Source organism: Sphaerotilus hippei, from assembly GCF_003201595.1.
Classification (GTDB): Bacteria; Pseudomonadota; Gammaproteobacteria; order Burkholderiales; family Burkholderiaceae_C; genus Sphaerotilus; species Sphaerotilus hippei.
On record NZ_QJJS01000005.1, the window covers coordinates 98,013 to 110,053 of the forward strand.

At 70.8% G+C, this 12,041-nt stretch carries 13 protein-coding genes and 1 tRNA gene; 4 read left to right on the plus strand and 10 right to left on the minus strand.

Going from position 1 to position 12,041, the window contains the following annotated elements:
• Nucleotides 1-6 precede the first annotated feature (6 nt).
• Nucleotides 7-888: a DMT family transporter gene (locus C7444_RS07090; protein ID WP_245909437.1), complete on the plus strand. Its 882-nt coding sequence runs from the start codon at nt 7-9 to the stop codon at nt 886-888.
• A gap of 50 nt (nt 889-938) precedes the next feature.
• Here C7444_RS07090 and C7444_RS07095 read toward each other — a convergent pair whose 3' ends face one another.
• Nucleotides 939-1,589: an RNA pyrophosphohydrolase gene (locus C7444_RS07095; protein WP_110400148.1), complete on the minus strand. Its 651-nt coding sequence runs from the start codon at nt 1,587-1,589 to the stop codon at nt 939-941.
• Between the two features lie 114 nt (nt 1,590-1,703).
• Between C7444_RS07095 and C7444_RS07100 the strand changes: the two genes are divergently transcribed.
• The gene (locus C7444_RS07100; protein WP_110400149.1) at nt 1,704-3,449 is read left to right on the plus strand and encodes a proline--tRNA ligase; all 1,746 of its coding nucleotides are present in this window, start codon (nt 1,704-1,706) and stop codon (nt 3,447-3,449) included.
• A 2-nt stretch (nt 3,450-3,451) separates the two neighbouring features.
• Nucleotides 3,452-4,132 (plus strand): lytic transglycosylase domain-containing protein, encoded by a 681-nt coding sequence (locus tag C7444_RS07105; RefSeq protein WP_375136914.1) that lies wholly within the window; start codon nt 3,452-3,454, stop codon nt 4,130-4,132.
• Nucleotides 4,133-4,157: 25 nt separating this feature from the next.
• On the opposite strand, the gene C7444_RS07110 is transcribed toward C7444_RS07105, so the two are convergent.
• The 5 genes from C7444_RS07110 to hemA form a co-directional block, all read right to left on the minus strand.
• Entirely contained in the window at nt 4,158-4,748 is a 591-nt protein-coding gene (locus C7444_RS07110) for a UbiX family flavin prenyltransferase (protein ID WP_110400151.1), read from the minus strand.
• Between the two features lie 4 nt (nt 4,749-4,752).
• Nucleotides 4,753-5,070, minus strand: a complete 318-nt coding sequence (gene grxD / locus C7444_RS07115; protein ID WP_110400152.1) for a Grx4 family monothiol glutaredoxin — start codon at nt 5,068-5,070, stop codon at nt 4,753-4,755.
• Between the two features lie 43 nt (nt 5,071-5,113).
• Nucleotides 5,114-5,995 (minus strand): peptide chain release factor N(5)-glutamine methyltransferase, encoded by an 882-nt coding sequence (gene prmC / locus C7444_RS07120; RefSeq protein WP_110400153.1) that lies wholly within the window; start codon nt 5,993-5,995, stop codon nt 5,114-5,116.
• On the minus strand, nt 5,992-7,074 hold the full coding sequence (prfA, locus tag C7444_RS07125; RefSeq protein ID WP_110400154.1) for a peptide chain release factor 1: 1,083 nt from the start codon (nt 7,072-7,074) through the stop codon (nt 5,992-5,994). Before prfA ends, prmC begins: the two co-directional genes overlap by 4 nt.
• 130 nt (nt 7,075-7,204) lie before the next feature.
• Nucleotides 7,205-8,560, minus strand: coding sequence for a glutamyl-tRNA reductase (hemA, locus tag C7444_RS07130; RefSeq protein ID WP_110400155.1), 1,356 nt, complete (start codon nt 8,558-8,560; stop codon nt 7,205-7,207).
• A gap of 115 nt (nt 8,561-8,675) precedes the next feature.
• On the opposite strand from hemA, the gene C7444_RS07135 reads away from it, so the two are divergent.
• A complete protein-coding gene (locus C7444_RS07135) occupies nt 8,676-8,960 on the plus strand; it encodes a hypothetical protein (RefSeq protein ID WP_110400156.1) in 285 nt (94 codons plus the stop codon).
• Here the strand turns inward: C7444_RS07135 and C7444_RS07140 are convergent.
• The 4 genes from C7444_RS07140 to C7444_RS07155 all read right to left on the minus strand — a co-directional run bounded on the left by C7444_RS07140 (nt 8,957) and on the right by C7444_RS07155 (nt 12,018).
• Nucleotides 8,957-9,886: an MBL fold metallo-hydrolase gene (locus C7444_RS07140; protein WP_110400157.1), complete on the minus strand. Its 930-nt coding sequence runs from the start codon at nt 9,884-9,886 to the stop codon at nt 8,957-8,959. The two genes, C7444_RS07135 and C7444_RS07140, sit on opposite strands and share 4 nt — an antisense overlap.
• 53 nt (nt 9,887-9,939) lie before the next feature.
• Entirely contained in the window at nt 9,940-11,319 is a 1,380-nt protein-coding gene (gene miaB / locus C7444_RS07145) for a tRNA (N6-isopentenyl adenosine(37)-C2)-methylthiotransferase MiaB (RefSeq protein WP_110400158.1), read from the minus strand.
• Nucleotides 11,320-11,401: 82 nt separating this feature from the next.
• The gene (locus tag C7444_RS07150; protein ID WP_245909438.1) at nt 11,402-11,821 is read right to left on the minus strand and encodes a hypothetical protein; all 420 of its coding nucleotides are present in this window, start codon (nt 11,819-11,821) and stop codon (nt 11,402-11,404) included.
• A 120-nt stretch (nt 11,822-11,941) separates the two neighbouring features.
• A tRNA-Met gene (locus tag C7444_RS07155) sits at nt 11,942-12,018 on the minus strand.
• Nucleotides 12,019-12,041: the final 23 nt, after the last annotated feature.

The following is a 12,041-nucleotide window of genomic DNA, read 5'->3' on the forward strand; positions in this document are numbered from 1 at the left end:
CCGGCCGTGCTGTGGCTGCTGCTGTGCTGCGCGCTCTGGGGCCTGAACCAGGTCTCGATCAAGGTGGTGCTGCCGGAGGTGCCTTCGCTGGTCCAGCTGGCGCTGCGCAGCGTGATCGCCGCCACGCTGGTGCTGGGCTGGATGCGCCTGCGCGGTCAGCGCTGGTCGCTGCGCCAGGAGCGCGCATCCGGTTGCTGGTGGCCCGGCCTGCTCGCCGGCGCGCTGTTCACGCTCGAGTTCGCGATGGTCTTCGTCGGCCTGCAGCACACCACGGCCGCGCGCTCGGTGGTGTTCATCAACACCTCGCCGTTCATCGTCGCGCTGCTGCTGGCGCTGATGCTGCCGGCCGAGCGCCTGCGACCGGTCCAGGTGTCTGGCCTGGTGCTGGCGTTCGTGGCCATCGCCTGGGCCTTCGGCGAGGGTTTCGGGGCGGCCCACGAGGCCGGCAGCCGCTGGTGGATGGGTGACGCGCTGATCCTGGGGGCCGCCGCCCTGTGGGGCCTGACCACGGTCGTGATCCGGCTGTCGGCGCTGAAGCAGGCGCCCGCGGAAAGCATCCTGGCCTACCAGCTCGGGGTGTCGGCGGTGCTCGCGCCGCTGGCGGCGCTGCTGTCGGGCGAGGCCTGGCCGGCCCAGTGGAGCGGGCTGGCCATCGGATCGATCCTGTACCAGGGGGTGGTGGTGAGCTTTGCCAGCTATCTGCTGTGGTTCTGGTTGCTGACCCGTTATCCGGCCACCCAGGTCCAGGCCTTCGTCTTCCTCAGCCCGGTGTTCGGGACCGTGCTGGCCGGGCTGCTGCTGGGCGAGACGGTGACCCCGCGCCTGATCGTCGCGCTGGTGGGCGTGGGCCTCGGGCTGAGCCTGCTGGGACGCCGCCAGCGCCCATGAAAAAGGCGCTGCCCCCTGAGGGGGCAGCGCCGGTCGGTGCGGAGGTCGGCTCAGTTGTGGCGGGCCGGGTCCGTGCCTTCGGGCAGCTCGGCGCGCCGGCCGGCCGGGTCGACGTCCGGATAGCCGCTGTCGGCCGCCGCCCCACGGTCCGCCGCGACGGAGAAGGCGACCCCGTCGTCATCGCGCCGGGCCCGGCTGCCGCCCCGCAGGTAGCGGTTGTGGTGGTGCGCACGCGGCAGGAAGCGGGCGAGCTCGGTCAGCGCCATCTCGTAGACGCCCCGCTTGAACTCGATGACCACGTCCAGCGGCACCCAGTAGTCGTGCCAGCGCCAGGCGTCGAACTCCGGATGGTCCGAGGCCCGCAGGTTCATGTCGGTATCCCGCCCGGTCAGCTGCAGCAGGAACCAGATCTGCTTCTGGCCGCGGTAGTGCCCACGCGCATCCCGGCGGATGTAGTGGTCCGGCACTTCGTAGCGCAGCCAGTCGCGTGTGCGGGCAATGATGCGCACGTGTTCGGGAAACAAGCCCACTTCTTCGTGGAGCTCGCGAAGCATCGCCTGCTCGGGCGACTCACCATATTTGATGCCGCCTTGCGGGAATTGCCAGGAGTGGGTGCGGATGCGTTTGCCCCAGAACACCTGGTTCTTCTGGTTGAGCAGGATGATGCCGACGTTGGGCCGGAAGCCTTCACGGTCAAGCATAATCAGACCCCAATTTTCAAGTTGAAATCATTATTGCACCGACCCTGTCGGCTGCAACCCCGCGGATCTCCCGGATCGCGGCCCTGATTTCGAGGCACACCCCACCAGACCCCCATGAAAGCATCACAGTTTTTCATTTCCACGCTGAAAGAGGCGCCTTCGGACGCCGAGGTGGTGAGCCACAAGCTCATGATGCGAGCCGGCTTCATCAAGCGGCTGGGGGCCGGCATCTACAACTACATGCCCATGGGCCTGCGGGTGATCCGCAAGGTCGAGGCCATCGTGCGCGAGGAGATGAACCGCGCCGGTGGCGTCGAGCTGCTGATGCCCGTGGTGCAGCCCGCCGAGCTGTGGCAGGAGACCGGCCGCTTCGACAAGATGGGCCCGGAGCTGATGCGCGTGAAGGACCGGCACGACCGTGACTTCATCATCCAGCCGACCAGCGAGGAGGTGGTGACCGACATCGCCCGCCAGGAGCTGCGCAGCTACAAGCAGCTGCCGAAGAATTTCTATCACATCCAGACCAAGTTCCGCGACGAGCGCCGGCCGCGCTTCGGCATCATGCGCGGGCGCGAGTTCACGATGAAGGACGCGTACTCCTTCGACCGGGACGCCGCGGGCGCGGCGAAGACCTACGAGGCGATGTTCGCGGCCTACAAGCGCATCTTCGACCGTTTCGGCCTCGAGTACCGCGCGGTCGCGGCCGACACCGGTGCCATCGGCGGCGACCTGTCGCACGAGTTCCAGGTCATCGCCGAGACCGGCGAGGACGCGATCGTCTACTGCCCGACCAGCGACTACGCGGCCAACATCGAGCTGGCCGAGGCGGTGAGCCTGCTGGCCGAGCGCGCCCCCGCGGCCCAGGCCCTGGTCAACACGCCCACGCCGGGCAAGGCCACCTGCGCCGACGTGGCTCAGCTGCTGGGCCTGCCGCTGTCGCGCACGATCAAGTCGCTGGTGCTGGCCACCGACGAGCTCGACGAGGCCGGCGACATCGTCAAGTCCACCGTCTGGCTGCTGCTGCTGCGGGGCGACCACTCGATGAACGAGATCAAGGTCGGCAAGATCGAGGGCCTGAAGGCGGGCTTCCGCTTCGCGACCCTGGCCGAGATCGAGGACCACTTCGGCAGCAAGCCGGGCTACCTCGGCCCGATCGGGCTGAAGAAGCCGGTCAAGGTGGTGGCCGACCGCACCGTCGTGAACATGAGCGACTGGGTCTGCGGCGCCAACCTGGAGGACTTCCACTACACCGGCGTCAACTGGGGCCGTGACCTGCCCGAGCCCGACCTGGTCGCCGACATCCGCAACGTCGTCGAGGGCGACCCGTCGCCCGACGGCCAGGGGGTGCTGGCGATCCAGCGTGGCATCGAGGTCGGCCACATCTTCTACCTGGGCACGAAGTACTCGAAGGTGATGAACGCCACCTTCCTCGACGAGAACGGCAAGCCCGCCTTCATGGAGATGGGCTGCTACGGCATCGGCGTGACCCGCATCGTCGGCGCGGCGATCGAGCAGAACCACGACGCCCGCGGCATCGTCTGGCCCGATGCGCTGGCGCCGTTCACCGTCGTCATCTGCCCGATCGGCTACGACCGTTCGGCCGACGTCAAGGCGGCGGCCGACGCGCTGCACGACGAGCTGCAGGCGGCCGGCATCGACGTGATGCTCGACGACCGCGGCGAGCGCCCGGGCGCGATGTTCGCCGATTGGGAGCTGATCGGCGTGCCGCACCGCGTGGTGATCTCCGACCGCGGCCTGAAGGAAGGCAAGGTCGAGTACCAGGGGCGCCGTGACGAGGCCGCGACCTCGATGGCGGCCTGCGGCATCGCGGCCGAGCTGAAGGGCCGCCTGAGGGGCTGATGATGAAGGGGCGGCGCCGCTGCTTGCGTGCCAGCCTGGCGCTGTGGCCCGGCTTCGGCGCCGGGCTGGGCCTGCTGGCCGGTGCGGCCCCGGCCCGTGCCGGCCGCCAGGCCGAGGAGCCGCTGGCCGACTCGGTGCGCACCGCGCTGGCCGCGTCGGTGGCCGACGGGGCGCCCCCGCGCATCGAGTTCGACCGCATCGAGGAGCGGCTGGGTTATCTGCGCTGGCTCGGTGCCATGAGTCCGCGCCTGACCCGCCGCAAGGCCGATTTCGACGTGCGGCGCGAATTCCTCGAGACGGTCTGGTACGAGAGCCGGCGTGCCGGGCTCGAGCCCGCGCTGGTGCTGGGCCTGGTCGAGGTGGAGAGCGGGTTCCGCAAGTACGCCATCTCCAGCGTCGGTGCGCGTGGCTACATGCAGGTCATGCCCTTCTGGGCGCGCCTGATCGGTGACGGCGACCCGAGTCGCCTGTTCCACCTGCAGACCAATCTGCGCTTCGGCTGCGTGATCCTGCGGCATTACCTCGACCGCGAGAAGGGCGACCTGTTCATGGCGCTCGGCCGCTACAACGGCAGCCGCGGCAAGGCGGCCTACCCGGACATGGTGCTGGCCGCCCGCCGGCGCTGGCTGCACCAGGATCCGGCCGGACCCGCGGCCACCACGACCGCCCGCTCGGGCCCCTGAAGGCCGCGGGCCGGTGCGTGCGGGCTCAGAGCCCGCGCCACTCCCGGGGCGACGCCCGGTCGATGCCGCACAGCGCCAGCGCCCGCTCCACCGTCTCGTCCACCAGCTCGGCGATGCTCTGTGGCCGGTGGTAGAAGGCCGGCAGCGGCGGGAAGATGATGCCGCCCATCTCGGTCACCGCCGTCATGTTGCGCAGGTGGGCGAGGTTGAAGGGCGTCTCGCGCACCATCAGCACCAGCCGGCGCCGCTCCTTGAGCGTGACGTCGGCCGCGCGGGTCAGCAGGTTGTCGCCCATGCCGTGGGCCACGGCGGCGAGGGTCTTCATCGTGCAGGGGGCGACGATCATCGCGGCGGTGTCGAAACTGCCGCTGGCGATGCAGGCGCCGATCTCGCCCGGGGCGTGGGCGTGGGCGGCGAGCGCCTCGAGCGCACGCCGGTCCAGGCCGGTCTCGTGGTGCACGTTCTGCACGCCGGCCGAGGTGACGACCAGGTGGGTCTCCACCTCCAGCGTGCGGCAGCGTTCCAGCAGCCGCACGCCGTAGGCCGCACCCGAGGCGCCGGTGATGCCGACGATCAGCCTCGGCCGCGTGCGGCCGGCCGTCCCCGTGGTGTCCAAGCGATCAGCCCTGCTGGGGCAGCAGCGGCTGCAGTTCGCCCGACTGGTACATCTCGGTCATGATGTCCGAGCCGCCGATGAACTCGCCGTTGACGTAGAGCTGCGGGATGGTGGGCCAGTTCGAGTAGACCTTGATGCCTTCGCGGATCTCGGGGTCCTCGAGCACGTTGACGGTGCTGATCTCGGAGACGCCGCAGGCCTTGAGGATCTGGATCGCGCGGCCGGAGAAGCCGCACATCGGGAACTGGGCGGAGCCCTTCATGAAGAGCACCACCGGGTGGGTCTTGACGATCTGGTCGATGCGTTCCTGGGTCGTGGTCATGGTGAGCAGGGCCTGGGTGGCCGGTCTGAGTGGATGGGCGGAGTTATACGGCAAAGTGGGCATCGGGGCGGCCCGAAGGGCCAAGCTCGACTGCCATGCTGCGGCGTGCGCCGGTGCAGCGGCGGTGGCCGGCCAGATCGTGGCGGTGCCCGATGTCCCGGTAGCCCCGGGTCTCGAGCAGCGCGGCGACCGCATCGGCCTGGTCCCAGCCATGTTCGAACAGCAGCCAGCCGTCCGGCGTCAGGTGGGCGGCGGCGGCCTGCACCAGGTGGCGGATCGCGTCCAGGCCATCCGGCCCCGAGGTCAGCGCCAGACCGGGCTCGTGGCGCAGCGCGCCCAGGTGCGGATCCCCTTCGGCGATGTAGGGCGGGTTGCTGACGATCAGCTCGAAGCGCTCGCCGGCGACCGGGGCCAGCCACGAACCCTGCAGCCAGCGCACCGGCAGGCCCAGCCGTTCGCCGTTGCGCCGGGCCACGGCCAGCGCCGCGGCGCTGAGGTCGATCGCGCTCACCTCGGCGGTCGGCGCCCCGTGGCGCAGGGCCAGCGCGACCGCGCCGCTGCCGGTGCCGAGGTCGAGCGCCCGTGGCCGGCCCGGGCCGGCGGCGGCCAGCCGCTCCAGGCCCCAGTCGACCAGCGTCTCGGTGTCGGGCCGGGGGTCGAGCACGTCGTGCGTGACCTCGAGCCGCAGGCCGTGGAATTCATGCCAGCCGGTCAGGTAGGCCACCGGCACGCCGTCGGCGCGGCGCGCCAGCAGCTCGGCCCAGCGGGCCTGCTGCGCCGGGTCCAGCGCCGTGTCGTCGTGGCAGATCAGCCAGGTCCGGTCGCGCTGCAGCAGGTGGCCGAGCAGCGCGTCGAGGTCCGCCCGGTCCAGCCCCCGGGCGCGCCCTTGCCGCATCGCGTCGGCGACGGTGCACGGCGCGCTCATCCCTGGGCCTCCAGTTCGGCCAGCTGCTCGGCGGCGCGCGCCGAGCGCAGCGCGCCCAGCACGTCGTCGAGCTCTCCCTCCATCACCGCGCCCAGCTTGTAGAGCGTCAGGTTGATGCGGTGGTCGGTCAGGCGACCCTGCGGGAAGTTGTAGGTGCGGATGCGGTCGCTGCGGTCGCCCGAGCCGATCAGGCTCTTGCGCGCGGCGGCGTCCTTGGCCTGGCGCTCCAGCCGGTCCTTGTCGCGCAGCCGTGCGGCCAGCACCGCCAGCGCCTTGGCCTTGTTGCGGTGCTGGCTGCGGTCGTCCTGGCACTCGGCGACCAGGCCGGTGGGCAGGTGGGTGACGCGCACGGCCGAATCGGTCTTGTTGATGTGCTGGCCGCCCGCGCCGCTGGCGCGGTAGGTGTCGATGCGCAGCTCGGCCGGATTCAGCGTCACCTCCTCGGCCTCGTCGGGCTCGGGCAGCACCGCCACGGTGCAGGCGCTGGTGTGGATGCGGCCCTGCGTCTCGGTGGCCGGCACGCGCTGCACGCGGTGGCCGCCGGACTCGAACTTGAGTGCCTCGTAGACGGCCTCGCCCTCGATGCGGATCACCACTTCCTTGTAGCCGCCCAGGTCGGAATCGCTGGCCGACATGATCTCGGTCTTCCAGCCCTGGCGCTCGGCATGGCGCAGGTACATGCGCGCCAGGTCGCTGGCGAACAGCGCCGATTCGTCCCCGCCGGTGCCGGCGCGGATCTCGAGGAAGGCGTTGCGGTCGTCGTCCGGGTCACGCGGCAGCAGGGCGGTCTGCAACTCGGCGTCGATCTGCGCCAGTTCGGCCTGGGCCGCGCCGATCTCCTCGCGCGCCATCTCGGCCATGTCCGGATCGGCCAGCAGGGCCTGCGCCTCGGCCAGGTCCTGTTCACGCTGCAGGAAACGCTGCCAGCGCTGGGCCACGGCGCTCAGCCGGGCGTGGTCGCGCTGCAGCGTGCGCAGCGTGGCCAGGTGGCTCATCACCTTCGGGTCGGCGAGGGCGGCATCCAGCTCGGCCAGGCGTACGCCCTGGCGTTCGAGTTGCTGGCGGAAGAAGGGGCTCATGCGGAGGCCTCGTTGGCAGGTGCCGCGAGGGCGGCTCGGATCGTTCGGGGCGGCTGGCGGGCCTGCAGGCCCGCCGGGTCGGGGCGCGGCGCGGGGGGCGCGCTGGCTCCCGGGGCAAGCGAGGTCGTCGCTAGGAGCCGCTGCGCTCCGGCCGGGTGTCGGCCGGTCGATCGAGGCGTGATTCGTTGGCCGCCGCCACGGCGGCCGGCGCGCGGGCTTCGCCGCGCAGGAACAGCCGCCCGACCGCGTCGGCCATCTGGCGGCGCTGCTGCGGATCGGCGTTGTGCAGCTCGGCCATCGCGCCGTGCATCATCTTCTGCGTCAGGCCGCGGGCCAGGGCCTCGAGCACCTCGTCGACGTCGACGCCCCTGGCCAGCAGCTTGCGCGCCCGGGCCAGCTCGGTGCTGCGCCAGGTGTCGGCCTGGCCGTTGAGCGCCTGGATCAGCGGCACGGTGGCGCGCTGGTCGAGCCAGTGCACGAAGTTCTGCACCCCCGACTCGATGATGGCCTCGGCCTGCGCGACCGCCGCCAGGCGCTTCTCGCCGGCGGTCTGCACCAGGGCCGACAGGTCGTCGACGGTGTAGAGGTAGACGTCGTCGAGCTGGCCGACCTCGGGCTCGATGTCGCGTGGCACGGCCAGGTCGACCATGAACATCGGCCGGCGCTTGCGCGCCTTCAGCGCCCGCTCGACCGCGCCCAGGCCGATCAGCGGCAGGCTGCTGGCGGTGCAGGACACCACCGCGTCGAACTCGTGCAGGCGCGAGGGCAGGTCGGCCAGGCGGATGGTCTCGGCGCCGAAGTGGGCCGCGAGCTTCTCGCCCCGCTCGATCGTGCGGTTGGCGATGGCGATGTGGCGCGGCGCCTTGGCCGCGAAGTGCGTGGCGGCCAGCTCGATCATCTCGCCGGCCCCGACGAACAGCACCCGGATCTTGCCCAGGTCCTCGAACAGCTGGGCCGCCAGCCGCACCGCGGCGGCGGCCATGCTGATCGAGTGCGAGCCGATCTCGGTGGAGGTGCGCACCTCCTTGGCCACCGAGAACGAGCGCTGGAACAGCTGGTGCAGCGTCGTGCCCAGCGTGCCGGCCGAATCGGCCTCGCGCACCGCCTGTTTCATCTGGCCCAGGATCTGCGGCTCGCCCAGCACCATCGAATCGAGCCCGCTGGCCACGCGGAAGGCGTGGCGCGCGGCCTCCTGGCGCTGCAGCACATGGGTGTGGCGCAGCAGGTCGTCGGGATTCACGCCGCCGTAGGTCGCCAGCCACTCGACCGCCGGGCGCACCAGCTGGCCGCTGCGCGCCGGGTCGGCGGCGATGTAGAGCTCGGTGCGGTTGCAGGTCGACAGCAGCGCGGCCTCGGGCGTCAGGCGGTGCAGGCCCTCGCGCAAGGTGCGCAGCGCCGGCGAGAGCTGCTCGAGCGAGAACGCAAAACGGCCACGCAGGTCGACCGGCGCGGTGTGGTGGTTCAGGCTCAGGGCGATGACGCTCATGGCGTGATTGTAAGATTGCCGGCTGTCCGGAGTCTCCGGACCGTTCCGGGACTTGCCGCGTGATTGATGTCCGTCAAGCTGCGGCGGGTCCCCGACCCTCACTCCTCGTGCATCCATGGGCCTGCTGGACGTCCTGTTCCACCTCACCAACCTGCTCCTGCCTGCGGCGGGCGTGGCCGCGCTGGCCGCGGGGCTGGCCAAGCTGTTCTGGTGGCGCGAGCTGCGTGACCAGCCCTGGCACCGGCTGGCCGGACATGCCGCCGCCGGGGCGGCGCTGGTGCTGCTGCTCGGCCTGGTGTTCACCGGACGCGACGGTCGCATGTCCACCTACGGCCTGATCGTGCTGACCGTGGCGCTGCTGCTCTGGTGGTCGGGCTTCGGGCCGGGCCGGCGCCGCTAGGCATCCACCACCCAGCTGCCTTCGCGGCGCAGGTGGCCGGCCGTGCACAGCTCCTCGGCCAGTGCGCCGGTCCAGCCGGCCAGCGGCAGCGGGCTGTCGGCCCGCTGGTGGCAGCTCGCCAGCAGCGGGGTGTCGAGCATCCAGCGCAGCAGGTCGGCGGCCGGTTCACGCCGCCGCTCCATCAGGTGGAACTTGATCAGCACCTTCGCGGCATGCCGGGCGTGGCGGGCCGGTTGCCGCTCGAACACCGCCAGCCGCTCGTGCGCCCGGGCCAGCGCGCCGGCCACGTCGCTGAACACCCGCCCGTGGCCGGGAATGACCTGACGCACCGGCAGCGTGGCGATCAGCTCCAGCACCGCCCGCACGTCACGGAAGGCCGATTCGCCTTCCAGTTCCGGAAACACGACGCCGAAGCCATGCTCCCACAGCGCGTCCGCCGAGATCAGCAGCCCGTGCTCACGCTGGAACAGCATCACCGAGTCCGGGTCGTGGCCGGGGGCGGACAGCACCTCCCAGCCCATCGTGCCGATCTCGAGCTCGCCGCCGGGGATCAGCACCCCCTGCAGCGTGAACGGCTCGCACTGCTGGCCGGTCGGGCGGTAGCTCAGCGCCGTCTCGTCCCAGCGCACCACCGCATCGGCCTGCCCGGGGGGTGTCCAGACGGTGCAGCCATGCTGGCGCTGCAGCCGGGCGTTGCCGCCGCAGTGGTCCGAGTGCAGGTGGGTGTTGAAGATGCGGCCCAGGCGCTGGCCGCCCAGCGCCTGCTGCACCAGCGCCAGCGTCTGGTCGGCGTGGCTGCAGTGGCCGGTGTCGATCAGCGTGGCCCCCTCGCCGGGGCGCCCGGCCAGCAGGACATTGTTGGCGGACAGCCAGCCGCGTTCCAGCACGGTCAGGCCAGCGGGCAGGGCAGCGATGGTCGGGCTCATGCCACCACTCTAGTGGGCGGCCGGCCCGATGCCATCGGGGATGACGTCAGTCGTCAGCGCACCACCACCTCGCCGCGCAGCGAATGGGGCAGCGCGCTGACGATGGTCACGTCGATCATCTGCCCGATCAGGCGCGCCGGGGTCGGCCCGCCGGGGAAGTTGACGATGCGGTTGCACTCGGTGCGGCCCATCAGCTCGCTGCTGTCCTTGCGGCTGGGGCCCTCGACCAGGATGCGCTGCACGGTGCCCACGCGCGATTCGCTGATGCGGCGCAGGTTGTCCTCGATGGCGGCCTGCAGCTGCTGCAGGCGCGCGAGCTTCACGTCCTGCGGCGTGTCGTCGTGCAGCGCGGCGGCCGGCGTGCCGGGGCGGGCGCTGAAGATGAAGCTGAAGCTGGCATCGAAGCCGATGTCCTCGATCAGCTTCATCGTGCGGGCGTGGTCGTCCTCGGTCTCGCCGGGAAAGCCGACGATGAAGTCGGTCGACAGGCTGATGTCCGGGCGCACCGCGCGGATCTTGCGGATGATGCTCTTGTACTCGAGCGAGGTGTAACCCCGCTTCATCGCCGAGAGGATGCGGTCCGAGCCGTGCTGCACCGGCAGGTGCAGGTGGTTGACCAGCTGCGGCACGCGGGCGTAGATGTCGATCAGGCGCTGCGTGAACTCGTTGGGATGGCTGGTGGTGTAGCGGATGCGCTCGATGCCGGGGATCTCGGCCACGTACTCGATCAGCATCGCGAAGTCGGCGATCTCGGTCGTGCCGCCCATCCGGCCGCGGTAGGCGTTGACGTTCTGGCCCAGCAGCGTCACTTCCTTGACGCCCTGGTCGGCCAGGCCGGCGACCTCGGTCAGCACCTCCTCGAAGGGCCGGCTGAACTCCTCGCCGCGCGTGTAGGGCACGACGCAGTAGGAGCAGTACTTGCTGCAGCCTTCCATGATGGAGACGAAGGCCGAGGCCCCTTCCACGCGGGCCGGCGGCAGGTGGTCGAACTTCTCGATCTCGGGGAAGCTGATGTCGACCTGCGGGCGGCCCAGGCTCTGGCGCTTCTCGAGCAGCTGCGGCAGCCGGTGCAGCGTCTGCGGGCCGAAGACCACGTCGACGTAGGGCGCGCGCTCGATGATCGCCGCCCCTTCCTGGCTGGCCACGCAGCCGCCCACGCCGATCATCACGCCGCGGGCCTTGAGGTGCTTGACGCGGCCGAGGTCGGAGAACACCTTCTCCTGCGCCTTCTCGCGCACCGAGCAGGTGTTGAACAGGATCAGGTCGGCCTGCTCCGGGTCGTCGGTGGGCGTGTAGCCCTCAGCGGCACGCATCACGTCGGACATCTTGTCCGAGTCGTAGTCGTTCATCTGGCAGCCGAAGGTGCGGATGTAGACCTTCTTGCCCGCGGGGGCTTCGGTGATCGTGGCGGGGGTGGTCGTGTCGGTGCTCATGGCGGCGTCCTGGCAGGGGGTGGCCCGTGGCGTCGGCACGCCCGGGACCGGAGCAGTGGAGAGGAGGAGGGGCGGACCGGTGTCAGGACGACAGCCGGGTCCAGGTCTGGGCGACGGGGTCGAACTGGTAGAGCGCCGCCTCGGCCGCGGAGCCGGGCCAGAAGCGGGCGATCTCGTCGCTGCGCAGCATCCAGAGGTCGCGCAGCTGGCCGAGCAGGTCGATCGTGTAGTGCACGACCGCCGTCTGGCCGTCGAGCGCGCCGGTCAGCACCAGCAGGTTGCGGGCATCGCGGATGCGGGCCCCCGGCGCGAGCCGGGCGGCCACGCCGTTCAGCACGACGTCGGGTGGCGAGGAGAAGGTGATCACCCCGCGCAGCGCGTGGGCGGGGAACGATCGGCTGACGAGCTCCTGGGCCCGCACGGGCATCAGGGCGCTGCACAGGCCGGCCAGCAGCAGCGCGCGGCGAGGCCTCGAGGCGGGACGAACGACACAGCGGGTCATGGTGTGGATCCAGGGGCTGCGGAATGGGGCAAGGCGTGATTGTGGCCCGAGTCGACGGCATCGTCCGGACCATGAAAAAAGCCTTCCCGGCCATGGACCTGGAAGGCTTTTCTGAATTTTTGGTGGCGCTTCACGGACTCGAACCGCGGACCTGTGGATTATGATTCCATCGCTCTAACCGACTGAGCTAAAGCGCCAACAGCCCGCTATTATGCTGATG